This window comes from Streptomyces sp. NPDC092296 (assembly GCF_044755465.1).
Classification (GTDB): Bacteria; Actinomycetota; Actinomycetes; order Streptomycetales; family Streptomycetaceae; genus Peterkaempfera.
Genome location: NZ_JBIVRB010000005.1, coordinates 86,630 through 100,209, shown reverse-complemented (window position 1 = coordinate 100,209; position 13,580 = coordinate 86,630). Strand labels below are relative to the sequence as shown.

The following is a 13,580-nucleotide window of genomic DNA, read 5'->3' as shown; positions in this document are numbered from 1 at the left end:
CGCACAGGTGTCTCGCCCGTCACACGTGGCACGACTCGACGTCAGAGCACTTGCCCCCAACGCCCGTTCCACGGCCCGAAAGCCGAGGCTCACTCCGCAATGACTCTCTCCTCCATACAGATGGTCTGGGCCGTCGTGGGCGGCGCCGCGCTGCTCTTCACGGTGATCCTGCTCGCCATGCTCCGCACCAAGCGGACACCCGGCGAGTCGCCGAACCAGGACTCCTGGGAGCGCAGCGAGGAGCGCCGCCGCCGCAAGGAGATGGTGTACGGCATCGCCTCGTACGTCCTGCTCTTCTGCTGTGCCGCAGTGGCGGCCGCGCTCTCCTTCCACGGCCTGGTCGGTTTCGGCCGGGAGAACCTCAACCTGTCCGGCGGCTGGGAGTACCTGGTCCCGTTCGGGCTGGACGGCGCCGCGATGTTCTGCTCGGTGCTGGCGGTGCGCGAGGCCAGCCACGGCGACGCGGCGCTCGGCTCCCGGCTGCTGGTCTGGCTCTTCGCCTTCGCCTCCGCCTGGTTCAACTGGGTGCACGCCCCGCGCGGTGGCGGCCACGACGGCGCTCCGCAGTTCTTCTCCGGCATGTCCATCTCGGCGGCGATCCTGTTCGACCGGGCGCTGAAGCAGACCCGCAAGGCCGCCCTGCGCGAGCAGGGCCTGGTGCCGCGCCCGCTGCCGCAGATCCGGATGGTCCGCTGGCTGCGCGCCCCCCGCGAGACCTACGCGGCCTGGTCGCTGATGCTGCTGGAGGGCGTCCGCAGCCTGGACGAGGCGGTCGAGGAGGTCCGCGACGACCGGCAGCAGAAGCTGGACACCAAGGTCCGCGCTCGGGCCGCCGACCGGCGCGAGCGCGCCGAGCTCAAGGCCATCGCCCGGCAGGGCCGGGTCTGGACCGGGCGGCGCGGCGGTCGGCAGGTCCCGGCGCTGACGGCGGCCGGCGAGCAGCCCGTTACGGAGCCTGCCCCAGAACCCGACGACGCCACCACCGGTGCGGCGGCCCTGGAGCCGGCCGCGATGAGCGGGCGGCGCGCGGTCGCCGCCGGCAGCAGGTCGACCGCCCTGCCGACCAGCCGGACCATCGATCTGACCGCTGACGACGACACCCTGGCGATGCCTCGGCTGGACTCCCTGGAGCGCAAGCTCCGGGCCATCGAGCAGACCCTGGGCTGACCCGTACGGCACCCTCGCACCGACGGCCGGGCCGCGCGTGCCAAGCGCGGCCCGGCCGTCGTCGTGGTGGCTCGGACAAGCTGCCGCCGGGCAGTGCCCGACCCTTAGAGTGGTGCGCATGAACGCCCGGCCAGCGACCTCGACCACGCTCAGGGAGATCAACCTCCGGGCGGTCCTCGACGTGATCCGCGCCGGGGCGCCGATCTCGCGCGCGGAGGTTGCCCGGCGGACCGGGATCTCCAAGCCCACCGTCTCCGCACTGCTCCAGGACCTGCTGGACATGGCGCTGGTCACCGAGACGGTGCGCGAGGAGCTGGGGCCGACCTATGGCGCGGTGTTCTTCGCCCCGCAGCCGGAGGCCGCCTATGTGCTGGCGCTGGACGTCGGCGCCCGGCGGCTGCGGGCGGTGCTGGCCGACCTGGCGGGCGGGATGCGGCTGCGGCGCGACATCGCGGCGGCCGGGCTGGACGCGGCCGGCATGGTGCGGGCGGCGGCGCGGATCGCGGACGAGCTGACCGCCGAAGCCGGGGTCGACCGGGGGCTGCTCCAGCACGCGGTGGTGGGGCTGCCCGGCGTGGTGGACCGGCGGGAGGGGCGGGTCTGGCAGGCCGCCAACATACCGGCGCTGGACGGCTTCCCCGTGCAGCGGGCCTTCGAGGAGGCGCTCGGCCTGCCGGTCACCGCCGAGAACGACATCCACCTGGCCGCGCTGGGCGAGCAGTGGCGCGGGGTCGGCCGGGACGTCTCCGACTTCTGCTTCCTGTCGGTGGGCACCGGGGTCGGCGCCGGGCTGGTGCTCCGCGGCGAGCTGCACCGGGGCTTCGCCGGGGCGGCGGGCGAGCTGGACCTCGCCTTCCCGGACGGCTACCACCCGGACGACCCGTGCGCCCCCGCCCTGCTGCGCCACGCCTGCGAGCTGCTGCCGGCCGAGCCCGGCGGGCTCACCCCGGAGGCGCTGTTCGACCGGGCCAGGGCCGGTGACCGGGCCGCGCTGGCGGTGGTCAGCGAGGAGGCGCGGCGGATCGCCGCGTATGTGGTGCCGGTGGCCTCGGTGGTGGACGTCGAGCTGGTGGTGCTCGGCGGCGGGATCGGGCTCAACGGGGACCTGCTGCTGGAGCGGGTCGCCCGCCGGCTGGCCGGGCGGCTGCCGTACCCGCCGCGGGTGGCGGTCTCCGCGCTGGGCAACGCGGCGGTGCTCACCGGCGCGGTGTCGGTGGGGGTGCGGGCCGCCCTGGAGCAGATACTCGGCCGCCGCTTCGACGCACCGGGACACCGACGCCCCGCCGTCCGGTGAGGACGGCGGGGCGCTGCGGCGTTCAGCCTGCGGTCGGCCTCCGGCGCTCGGGGGGCTGCCCCGGGGCCGGTGTCAGACCTTGCTGCCGGTGACGCTCTCCGGTTCCGACGGTGCCGCCTCGGACCCCTCCAGCCGGCGGTTCCGCACGATCGAGGAAGCCAGCGCGGCGAGGATGAAGGCGACGCCGATCAGGCCGGTGACGATCTCCGGGATCTCGTGCTTGATGGAGACCATCAGGATGATCGCCAGCGCACCGATCGCGTAGTGCGCGCCGTGCTCCAGGTAGACGTAGTCGTCCAAGGTGCCCTTGCGGACCAGGTACACGGTCAGCGACCGGATGTACATGGCGCCGATGCCGAGGCCCAGCGCGATCTGGAAGATGTCGTTGCTGATCGCGAAGGCGCCGACCACACCGTCGAAGGAGAAGGACGCGTCCAGGACCTCCAGGTAGAGGAAGAGGAAGAGGGCGGCCTTGCCGACCAGCCCGACCACTGCCTTGTTGCCCTTGCCGGCCGCCGCAGGGGCCGCGGCCTTCTCCCCCTCGGCGTCGTCGGACTCCTCGGCGTCCTCGTCCTCCTCGATGCTGCTCTCGAAGACATTGGCCAGGCCGTTGACCGCGAGGTAGGTGACCAGGCCGAGCAGGCCGGACAGCAGGACGGTCTCGGCGTGGCCGTTGCCGAAGAAGTTCGCCGACAGCGCCAGCACCACCATGGCGACCAGCGCCGAGAGCTGGTCCAGCTTGCCGATCTTCGCCAGCGGCCGTTCGATCCAGCGCAGCCACTGGTAGTCCTTGTCCTCGAAGATGAAGTCAAGGAAGATCATCAGCAGGAACATGCCACCGAAGGCCGCGATGGCCGGGTGGGCTTCGTTGAGGTGCTGGCCGTAGGTGAGCCCGTTGTACGTCTTGCCCGAGTGGAGCGCCAGATCGATCACGGTGCCGGGACCGATGTGCGCGGTGAGCCCCACCACCAGCAGCGGGAAGACCAGCCGCATGCCGAAGACGGCGATCAGCACGCCCACGGTGAGGAAGATCTTCTGCCAGAAGGCGCTCATCCGCTTGAGCACCGAGGCGTTGACGACCGCGTTGTCGAACGACAACGAGATCTCCAGGACGGACAGGATGGCCACGACGCCGAACCCGGTGGGGCCCCAGAGGAGCCCTGCGGCGATGAGTCCGGCAACCGTGATGGCGAAGGACCATCCGAAAGTGCGGAGGAACACGGGAGGTCGAATACCTTTCGTCGGTGGTGAGCGCCAGCGCCTGAAGGGGACGGCGACCCGTCACTGTCCGATAGGCATCCCCCGCACTGCCCGCCGCGTTTACTGGACGTTGACTCCGAAGTCCAGGGCGATCCCGCGCAGGCCCGAGGCGTACCCCTGACCGACCGCGCGGAACTTCCACTCCCCCTGGTACCGGTACAGCTCGCCGAAGATCATCGCCGTCTCGTTGGAGGCGTCCTCGGTGAGGTCGTAGCGGGCCAGCTCGCCGCCGTCCGCCAGGTTGACCACCCGGATGTAGGCGTTGCGGACGTGGCCGAAGCTCTGCATCCGCGCCTCGGCCTCGTAGATCGACACCGGGAAGACGACCTTGTCGACCTGCTGCGGCACCAGGTCGAGGTTGACGACGACGACCTCGTCGTCGCCCTCCCCCTCGCCGGTGAGGTTGTCGCCCTGGTGCTCCACGGAACCCTCGGGGCTCCTGAGGTTGTTGTAGAAGACGAAGTACTCGTCACCGAGCACCCGGCCGTTGGCGCACAGCAGCGCGCTGGCGTCCAGGTCGAACGGAGCGCCGGTGGTCGAGCGCGCATCCCAGCCCAGGCCGATCTGGACCTGCGTGAGGTTGGGTGCGGCCTTGGTGAGGGAGACGTTCCCCCCCTTGGCGAGCGTGACGCCCATGGTCTTCTTCCTCCCACTTCCCCCGCTCGGCGGCGGGGTCTTCCGGACACCGGTCCGGGGTTTCCGTACCGTCGCCGCGCGGAGCACGACCTATGTCTACGCCCCCGCCGGCCGGTACGTCTGCCCCCGGCACCGCTGAACTTGCTGAACTCTGAAACTCCCGGCCGAACTTCCGGTGCGGGCCCGTGCTGCCCCCGGGTACGGGGGCGGGGCCGCCGGGGCTCCGGCGGCAGCAGGCGGTGTGCCTGCGCCGACCGGTTCCCGGCGGCCCCGTCGTGACCCTGGTGGCGCCGTCGTGACCCTGGTGGCGCCGGACTCAGACGTTGACGCCGAAGTCCTGGGCGATGCCGCGCAGGCCCGAGGCGTAGCCCTGGCCGATGGCCCGGAACTTCCACTCGGCGCCGTTGCGGTAGAGCTCGCCGAAGACCATGGCGGTCTCGGTCGAGGCGTCCTCGGACAGGTCGTAGCGGGCGATCTCCGCCTCGCCCGCCTGGTTCACCACGCGGATGTAGGCGTTGCGGACCTGGCCGAAGTTCTGCTGGCGGTTCTCCGCGTCGTAGATCGAGACCGGGAACACGATCTTGGTGACGTCGGCCGGGACGGCGGCCAGGTTCACCTTGATCTGCTCGTCGTCACCCTCGCCCTCACCGGTGATGTTGTCGCCGGTGTGCTCGACCGAGCCGTCCGGGCTCTTCAGGTTGTTGAAGAAGACGAAGTTGCCGTCCGAGGTGACCTTGCCGGACTCGTTGGTCAGCAGTGCGCTGGCGTCCAGGTCGAAGTCGGTGCCGGTGGTGGTACGAGCGTCCCAACCGAGGCCGACGATGACAGCGGTCAGGCCGGGCGCCTCCTTGGTCAGCGAGACGTTGCCACCCTTGCTGAGGCTGACACCCACGAGTCCTCCAATGGTCGGGGAGCACTTCGGTGTGCCCCCGCGGTGCGGTCTGCCCGGGTCGGGAGATGCGAAAACAGCCGACCAGGGGTTTTCTCTTCGTTCAACGGCCCGATCGTAGTGCCGGGTTCCCCGTGCCGGGGGCAGGCGCACCCGTGTTCGCCGGGTGCCGCCACGGCCGGACTCAGAGCGAGCCGAGCACCTTGAGGTACTCCTGCTCGTCCCGCGCGTCGGGCAGCCCGTTGACGACGGACCAGCGGACGACGCCCTCCTTGTCGATCACGAAGGTGCCGCGCACCGCGCAGCCCTTGGTGTCGTCGAACACGCCGTACGCGGTGGAGACCGCGCCGTGCGGCCAGAAGTCGGAGAGCAGCGGGTACTCCAGGCCCTCGCGCTCGGCGAACACCCGCTGGGTGAACGGCGAGTCATTGGAGACCGCGAGGATCTGCACGTCGTCGTTCTGCAGCCGGGGCAGTTCCTTCTCGATCGCGCAGAGCTCACCGGTGCAGACACCGGTGAACGCGAACGGGAAGAAGACCAGGACGACGTTCTTCACGCCGTGGAAGTCCGAGAGCTTCACCAGCTCGCCGTGCTGGTTCTTCAGCTCGAAGTCCGGAGCCTGGCTGCCGACCTCGATCGCCATGGGTGCGACCCTCCTGCTCGACTGCGCCGCCCGTGCGGTGCGGCTGGTCACATCCTTGCATCCGGAGGGCGGGGCCCGGCGGGCCGGGTGGCACCCGCGAAGGTGCGTTCGCCCTGGGTGAACGCACGGCCGGGCGGGTGCGCCGGCGGCGGACAGGGACAGGCCCCGCCGGAGTGCTGCCTCCGGCGGGGCCTGCCGTACGGCCGGGGTCCGGCCTGCTGATCGGGGCTCGCTCAGCGCTTGGCCGGGCGGGCGGTCTTCGGGGTGGCCAGGCGGGTGCCCGCCCAGTCCTTGGCCACGGTGACCGAGCTGGTCTGCGAGAGCCCTGCGGTACGGGCGGCGTCGGCGATGTCGCTGGCCTCGACATGGCCGTCACGGCCGGTCTTCGGGGTCAGCAGCCACACCAGGCCGCCGTCCGCGAGGTACTCCTGCGCGTCGACCAGGGCATCGGTGAGATCCCCGTCCTCCTCGCGGAACCACAGCAGCACGGCGTCGGCGACGTCGTCGTACTCCTCGTCGACGAGATCGGTGCCGGTGAGGCTCTCGATGCCGTCGCGGAGCTCCTGGTCGCAGTCGTCGTCGTACCCGAGCTCCTGGACCACCTGTCCAGGCTCGAAGCCCAACCGGAATGCCGGGTTGGACCTGTCCTCCGCGGGGTCCGCGGTCGCGCTCACGGGAATGACCTCCTGTATCCGGCCCGGCGTCGATGCCGGGCTTGTGGCCGTAGTCCACACGGGCGGGGCGGTTAGCGCAAGTACCCGATGCCCGATCCCGCCCAAACGTTGACGTGTCGCAGCAAGCCGCGCCGCCGATTGCGGCGGCTTTCGGGATGTTTCGTCCCGGTACACCCGGGCGTGGCGGGCCGGGCCGCGGCCGGCCGTTCACCGTCCGGTTGTCGCCCCACCTACCCGGTGTACACCGGCCGCACGCACGCCGGTGGCCATGGGATCGCGCGCTCCCCGGGGTTCGATTCCGGCTCCGGCCGATGCCCGATATCCGGGCACCGTTCGAAGACACCGCGCGGTGCGGCGTAGAGTCTTTTGTTGGCCCTCACCCCGCCCTAACCGGCACAGGTCGGGCCACCTCGTCGTAACAACCGGCATCGAGGCGGTGCGGGCGCCGGGGAGCGGGCAGCGCCGCCCACTCCTGCGGGTGCCCGGCGCTTTTCGACGCCTGACCGGCCTGTCCTGACCGGCCATGCCGGTTACCCATCGGTAGAGATGACGGATCTCCGAGCGCGGTACACGATGGAGGCGGCGCGACACCACCTCAGTTACGACCGACAGTGAAGGAACAGCGTGGCTTCCGGATCCGATCGCAACCCGATCATCATTGGCGGCCTTCCCAGCCAGGTCCCGGACTTCGATCCAGAGGAGACCGCGGAATGGCTGGAGTCGCTTGACGCGGCCATCGACGAGCGCGGCCGTGAGCGTGCCCGCTACCTGATGCTGCGGCTGATCGAGCGCGCCCGCGAAAAGCGTGTCGCCGTGCCCGAAATGCGCAGCACGGACTACATCAACACCATCGCGACCAAGAACGAGCCGTTCTTCCCCGGCAACGAGGAGATCGAGCGCAAGGTCCTCAACGCGACCCGTTGGAACGCGGCCGTGATGGTCTCCCGGGCGCAGCGACCGGGCATCGGCGTGGGCGGGCACATCGCCACCTTCGCCTCCTCCGCGTCGCTCTACGACGTGGGCTTCAACTACTTCTTCCGGGGCAAGGACGCAGAGGGCGCCTCCGGCGACCAGATCTTCTTCCAGGGTCACGCCTCTCCCGGTATCTACGCGCGCGCGTTCCTGCTCGACCGGCTGTCCGAGCAGCAGCTGGACTCGTTCCGGCAGGAGAAGTCCAAGGCTCCGTACGGCCTGTCCAGCTATCCGCACCCTCGGTCGATGCCGGACTTCTGGGAGTTCCCGACCGTCTCCATGGGCCTCGGCCCGCTCGGCGCGATCTTCCAGGCGCGGATGAACCGCTACCTGACCGCGCGCGGCATCAAGGACACCAGCGACTCGCATGTGTACGCCTTCCTCGGCGACGGCGAGATGGACGAGCCGGAGTCGCTGGGCCAGCTGACCCTGGCCTCGCGCGAGGGCCTGGACAACCTGACCTTCGTGGTCAACTGCAACCTGCAGCGCCTCGACGGCCCGGTGCGCGGCAATGGCAAGATCATCCAGGAGCTGGAGTCGGTCTTCCGGGGCGCCGGCTGGAATGTGATCAAGCTCATCTGGGACCGCACCTGGGACCCGCTGCTGGCCCAGGACGTCGACGGCGTCCTGGTCAACAAGCTGAACACCACGCCGGACGGCCAGTTCCAGACGTACGCGACCGAGACCGGCGCCTACATCCGGGACCACTTCTTCGGCGACGACGTGCGGCTGCGCAAGATGGTCGAGTCGATGACCGACCAGCAGATCCAGCACCTGGGCCGTGGCGGTCACGACCACCGCAAGGTCTACGCCGCCTTCAAGGCCGCCCGTGAGCACAAGGGCCAGCCGACGGTGATCCTGGCGCAGACGGTCAAGGGCTGGACGCTGGGCCCGAACTTCGAGGGCCGCAACGCCACCCACCAGATGAAGAAGCTGACGGTCGAGGACCTCAAGCGCTTCCGCGACCGGCTGCACCTCCCGATCTCGGACAAGGAGCTGGAGTCCGGCCTGCCGCCGTACTACCACCCGGGCCGGGACTCGGAGGAGATCCAGTACATGCACGACCGCCGCAAGGAGCTGGGCGGCTATGTACCGACCCGCAAGGTGCGGCCGACCAAGCTCCAGCTCCCGGGTGACGACACCTACCGGGCGCTGAAGAAGGGCTCCGGCAACCAGTCGATCGCCACCACGATGGCCTTCGTCCGGCTGCTCAAGGACCTGATGCGGGACAAGGGCATCGGCAACCGCTTCGTGCCGATCGCGCCGGACGAGTACCGCACCTTCGGCATGGACTCGCTGTTCCCGTCGGCGAAGATCTACAACCCGCTCGGCCAGACCTATGAGTCGGTCGACCGCGAGCTGCTGCTGGCGTACAAGGAGTCCGAGACCGGCCAGATGCTGCACGACGGCATCTCGGAGGCGGGCTGTACGGCCTCGCTGATCGCGGCGGGCTCCTCCTACGCCACGCACGGCGAGCCGCTGATCCCGGTGTACGTCTTCTACTCGATGTTCGGCTTCCAGCGGACCGGCGACCAGTTCTGGCAGATGGCCGACCAGCTGTCGCGCGGCTTCGTGCTGGGCGCCACCGCCGGCCGCACCACGCTGACCGGTGAGGGCCTCCAGCACGCGGACGGCCACTCCCAGCTGCTGGCCTCCAGCAACCCGGCGGTCGTCGCCTACGACCCGGCGTACGGCTTCGAGATCGCGCACATCGTGCAGGACGGCATCCGGCGGATGTACGGCGTCAGCGCCGAGCACCCGCAGGGCGAGGACGTCTTCTACTACCTCACCGTCTACAACGAGCCGATCCAGATGCCGGCCGAGCCGGCCGACGTGGACGTGGACGGCATCCTCAAGGGCCTGTACCGCTACAAGGTGGGCGAGGCCGGCCAGATCCCGGCGCAGATCCTCGCCTCCGGTGTGGCGGTGCCCTGGGCCCTGGAGGCGCAGCGCATCCTCGCCGAGGAGTGGAACGTCAAGGCCGACGTCTGGTCCGCGACCTCCTGGAACGAGCTGCGCCGCGAGGCGGTGGAGTGCGAGCGGCACAACCTGCTGCACCCGGAGGAGGAGCAGCTCGTCCCGTATGTGACGCGGAAGCTCACCGGTGCCCAGGGCCCGTTCGTGGCGGTGTCCGACTGGATGCGGGCCGTGCCGGACCAGATCTCCCGCTGGGTGCCGGGCACCTGGCAGTCGCTGGGCGCGGACGGCTTCGGCTTCGCCGACACCCGTGGTGCGGCGCGGCGCTTCTTCCACATCGACGCCCAGTCGGTGGTGGTCGGGGTGCTGACCGAGCTGGCCCATGAGGGCAAGGTCGACCGCAGTGTGCTGAAGGCGGCCATCGACCGCTACCAGCTGCTGGACGTGGCCGCGGCCCACCCGGGTGCGGCCGGCGGCGACGCCTGATCCGCGACGCCTGATCCACAGCGCCTGACCCGATCGCAGGGGCCGGACTCCCGTCCAGGGGGCCGGCCCCTGCGGCGTGTCGTGCGGGCGGTAGGGGGATCTGCGGCATAGCCCTGGGGCATGGCCACCTCCATTGCGCTCTTCACCCAGGATCTTCGGCTGCACGACAACCCCGTGCTGCATACCGCGCTCGCCTCGGCCGACGAGGTCGTGCCGCTCTTCGTGCTCGACACGGAACTGCACCGGACGGGCTTCGCGGTACCCAACCGGGTGGCCTTCCTCGGTGACTGCCTGGAGGCGCTGGACGCGGGCCTGCGGGCGCGAGGCGGCCGGCTGGTGCTGCGGCACGGTGACGCGGTCGCCGAGGCGGTGACGCTGGCGGAGCGGCTGGGGGCGGCCTCGGTGCACATCGCCGCCGGGGTGAGCGCCTTCGCCCAGCGCCGCGAGGACCGGCTGCGCACCGCGCTGGGCGACCGGTTGCGGGTGCATGACGCGGTGCTGACCGTGGTGGCGCCCGGCGAGGTCACCCCGGGCGGCCGGGACCACTTCGCCGTCTTCACCCCCTACCTGCGCCGGTGGCAGGCCGGGCACCGCGACCCGCTGGCGGCGCCCCGACGGGTGCCGGTGCCCCGGGAGGCGACCGGGCTGCCGGTGGCCGCCGCCCGGGAGCTGCTGGTCCGGTCCGCGCCGGGGGAGGTCTCCCCGGGGGTGCCGCGCGGCGGCGAGGAGGAGGCCCGGCGGCGCTGGGGTCAGTGGCTGTCCGGGCCGGTGGACGGCTACGCGGAGCGGCACGACGACCTCTTCGGTGATGCCACCTCCCGGTTGTCGCCGTTTCTGCACTTCGGCTGCCTGTCGGCGCTGGAGGCGGTGCACGGTGCCGAGCGGGCCGGCGGGCCCGGTGCGGAGGCTTTCGTCCGGCAGCTGGCCTGGCGGGACTTCCACTACCAGGTGCTGGCCGCCCGTCCGGCGAGTGGACGGGCCGACTACCGACCCCGGCACGACAGCTGGCGGCAGGACCCGGGCCAGGCGGCTGCCTGGCGGGCGGGCCGCACCGGCTATCCGCTGGTGGACGCCGGGATGCGGCAGCTCGCGGCGGAGGGCTGGATGCACAACCGGGCGCGGCTGCTGACCGCGAGCTTCCTCACCAAGACGCTGTACCTGGACTGGCGGGAGGGCGCGGCCCACTTCCTGGCGCTGCTGGTGGACGGGGACGTGGCGAACAACCAGCTGAACTGGCAGTGGGTGGCGGGCACCGGCACCGACACCCGCCCCAACCGGGTGCTCAACCCACTCGCCCAGGCGAGGCGGTTCGACCCGGCGGGCGACTTCGTCCGCCGCTGGGTGCCGGAGCTGGCCGGGGTGGCGGGCGGTGCGGTGCACCGGCCCTGGCTGCTGCCGGCCGGGCAGCGCGCCGGGCTGGACTACCCCGAGCCGATCGTGGACCTCGACGCGGCGGTGCGGCGCTTCCGGCGGGCCCGGGGGCTGGACGGCTGACCGGGCCCGACCGGGCTCGGTCACAGCAGTGAGCAGAGCAGTGAGCAGAGCAGTGAGCAGAGCGGCGAGCAGAGCGGCGAGCAGAGCGGCGAGCAGCGCGGCGAGCAGCGCGGCGAGCAGCGCGGTGGGCAGCGCCCCGGGCGCGGGCATGGCGGCAGTACGGTGCAACGGACTCATCCTCCCCCGAGTCGGCGCCCTGGTGGGCGCCGGTCCGGGATCAGGTTCGCCGGTGGCCCGGCCGGCACGCCAGGCTTTTCGGTGCAGATCACTCGTACGAGTGTCCGACCGCATACGCGAGGGCCGGTCCGGCCTCCATCGGTGGAGGTCGGACCGGCCCCGGAGGACAGCCCCGAGGGGCGGCTCCGCAGTGCTGCGCTACAGGTCAGATGTGGACGGCCGGTCCGGTGTCCGCGCTGCCCCGCTTGGTCAGCAGGCCCAGACCCGCGGCGATCACGGCGACCACGGCGGAGACCACGAAGGCGAGCGACATCCCGCTCACGAAGGCGTCATGGCTGACCTGGGTGATGGCGTGCGCGACCGGTGCGGGGGTGCCCTTCTCCACCGGAGCCACTCCCACCTGGACGGCCTGCTTGAGCGCCTCGTACTTCTCGCCGGTGACCGGCGGCAGCTTGGCGGCGGCCCACTTGCCCGGCAGCACGTCGTCCACCTTGGCGGCCATCAGCGCGCCCAGCACGGCGGTGCCCAGGCTGCCGCCGACCTGCATCGCGGCCTGCTGGAGGCCACCGGCGACGCCGGAGAGCTCCAGCGGCGCGTTGCCGACGATGACCTCGGTGGCGCCGACCATGACCGGGCTGAGGCCGAGGCCCATCAGCACGAACCAGAGCGACATGATCCCGCCGGAGTCGGCGCTCAGGGTGGACATCCCGGTCATCGCGACGGCGGTGAAGAGCATGCCCGCCACGATCGGGATACGCGGGCCGATCTTGGCCATCAGCGCGCCGGCGATCGGCGATCCGACGATCATCATCGCGGTCATCGGCAACAGGTGGACGCCGCTGTCGACGGGCGACATCCCATGGACGTTCTGGAGGTAGAAGGTCACGAAGAAGACGGCGCCGAAGAACGAGAAGGCCATCAGCACCATCAGCAGGGCGCCCGCCGACAGCGACACCGAGCGGAAGAGGCTCAGCGGGATCAGCGGCTCGGCGGCCCGGGTCTGCCAGAAGGCGAACGCCACACCGGCCACCAGCGCGCCGCCGACGAAGACCAGCGTACGGGTGTCGCCCCAGCCCCACTCAGGAGCCTTGATGATGCCCCAGACCAGCAGGAACATGGCGCCGGAGAGCAGCACGATGCCGGGGATGTCGAAGGACTTGGCGGACTTCTCCGAGCGTACGTCCCGCAGGATCCACAGGCCGAGCAGCAGCGCGACCAGGCCGACCGGGATGTTGATGAAGAAGACCGACTCCCAGCTGACGTGCTCCACCAGCAGGCCGCCCACGATCGGCCCCGCCGCCGTGGAGGCACCGATGACGCCGCCCCAGATGCCGATCGCCATGTTGAGCCGCTCGGCGGGGAAGGCGCCGCGCAGCAGACCGAGCGCGGCGGGCTGGAGCAGGGCGCCGAAGAGGCCCTGGAGCACCCGGAAGAGGATGATCAGCTGGATGCTGCCGGCGAAGCCGATCGCCGCCGAGGAGGCGGCGAAGCCGACCGCGCCGACCAGGAAGGTACGGCGGTGGCCGAACCGGTCACCGATCTTCCCGGCGGTGATCAGGAAGACCGCGAGCGCCAGCAGGTAGCCGTTGGTGACCCACTGGATGTTGGCGAGCGAGGCGCCGAGATCGTGCTGGATGGCGGGGTTGGCGATGGCCACGATGGTGCCGTCGAGGGCGACCATCATCACGCCGACCGCCACCGTGACCAGGGTCAGCCACGGGTGGCCCCGCCATCTGCCGGCGCCGGCCGGCGGTATCGCCTCGCCCACTCCCTCGGTCGTCTTGGCAGCGGTCTGGCTCATCGCGTCCCTCCCGGACGGGGATGTGCTGCACAGGGATGTGTGCGGCATTTCGAACGGTGGCGCCCCCGGCCGCCCGTCCCCACGGGCTCGCGGTCCGGCGGGCGCCACCCGCCGGAACATTATGGCAGCCTCTGACATTTGACAAATGCTGCCCCATGGCGACTACTGAC

At 71.1% G+C, this 13,580-nt stretch carries 11 protein-coding genes; 5 read left to right on the top strand and 6 right to left on the bottom strand.

Annotated features, from left to right (window positions below; translation table 11 throughout):
- The first annotated feature begins 99 nt into the window (after positions 1-99).
- Together ACIQGZ_RS15440 and ACIQGZ_RS15435 are read left to right on the top strand one after the other, a co-directional pair.
- Entirely contained in the window at positions 100-1,167 is a 1,068-nt protein-coding gene (locus ACIQGZ_RS15440) for a DUF2637 domain-containing protein (RefSeq protein ID WP_402602125.1), read from the top strand.
- Between the two features lie 118 nt (positions 1,168-1,285).
- Positions 1,286-2,461 (top strand): ROK family transcriptional regulator, encoded by a 1,176-nt coding sequence (locus tag ACIQGZ_RS15435; RefSeq protein ID WP_402602124.1) that lies wholly within the window; start codon positions 1,286-1,288, stop codon positions 2,459-2,461.
- 72 nt (positions 2,462-2,533) lie between these two features.
- On the opposite strand, the gene ACIQGZ_RS15430 is transcribed toward ACIQGZ_RS15435, so the two are convergent.
- Entirely contained in the window at positions 2,534-3,682 is a 1,149-nt protein-coding gene (locus ACIQGZ_RS15430; protein WP_402602122.1) for a DUF475 domain-containing protein, read from the bottom strand.
- 99 nt (positions 3,683-3,781) lie between these two features.
- On the bottom strand, positions 3,782-4,357 hold the full coding sequence (locus tag ACIQGZ_RS15425; protein WP_402602120.1) for a TerD family protein: 576 nt from the start codon (positions 4,355-4,357) through the stop codon (positions 3,782-3,784).
- On the opposite strand from ACIQGZ_RS15425, the gene ACIQGZ_RS15420 reads away from it, so the two are divergent.
- On the top strand, positions 4,356-4,496 hold the full coding sequence (locus ACIQGZ_RS15420; RefSeq protein WP_402602118.1) for a hypothetical protein: 141 nt from the start codon (positions 4,356-4,358) through the stop codon (positions 4,494-4,496). The two genes, ACIQGZ_RS15425 and ACIQGZ_RS15420, sit on opposite strands and share 2 nt — an antisense overlap.
- A gap of 177 nt (positions 4,497-4,673) precedes the next feature.
- On the opposite strand, the gene ACIQGZ_RS15415 is transcribed toward ACIQGZ_RS15420, so the two are convergent.
- From ACIQGZ_RS15415 to ACIQGZ_RS15405, 3 genes are all read right to left on the bottom strand, one after another.
- A complete protein-coding gene (locus tag ACIQGZ_RS15415) occupies positions 4,674-5,249 on the bottom strand; it encodes a TerD family protein (RefSeq protein ID WP_402602117.1) in 576 nt (191 codons plus the stop codon).
- Positions 5,250-5,430: 181 nt separating this feature from the next.
- Positions 5,431-5,889: a peroxiredoxin gene (locus tag ACIQGZ_RS15410; protein WP_402602116.1), complete on the bottom strand. Its 459-nt coding sequence runs from the start codon at positions 5,887-5,889 to the stop codon at positions 5,431-5,433.
- Positions 5,890-6,122: 233 nt separating this feature from the next.
- Positions 6,123-6,563, bottom strand: coding sequence for a DUF3052 domain-containing protein (locus tag ACIQGZ_RS15405; RefSeq protein WP_402602115.1), 441 nt, complete (start codon positions 6,561-6,563; stop codon positions 6,123-6,125).
- 624 nt (positions 6,564-7,187) lie between these two features.
- On the opposite strand from ACIQGZ_RS15405, the gene aceE reads away from it, so the two are divergent.
- Positions 7,188-9,938: a pyruvate dehydrogenase (acetyl-transferring), homodimeric type gene (gene aceE / locus ACIQGZ_RS15400; protein WP_402602114.1), complete on the top strand. Its 2,751-nt coding sequence runs from the start codon at positions 7,188-7,190 to the stop codon at positions 9,936-9,938.
- Positions 9,939-10,058: 120 nt separating this feature from the next.
- Complete coding sequence (locus tag ACIQGZ_RS15395) at positions 10,059-11,432, top strand: cryptochrome/photolyase family protein (protein WP_402602113.1); 1,374 nt, start codon at positions 10,059-10,061, stop codon at positions 11,430-11,432.
- 382 nt (positions 11,433-11,814) lie between these two features.
- Here ACIQGZ_RS15395 and ACIQGZ_RS15390 read toward each other — a convergent pair whose 3' ends face one another.
- A complete protein-coding gene (locus ACIQGZ_RS15390; protein WP_402602111.1) occupies positions 11,815-13,410 on the bottom strand; it encodes an MFS transporter in 1,596 nt (531 codons plus the stop codon).
- Between the last annotated feature and the right edge of the window lie 170 nt (positions 13,411-13,580).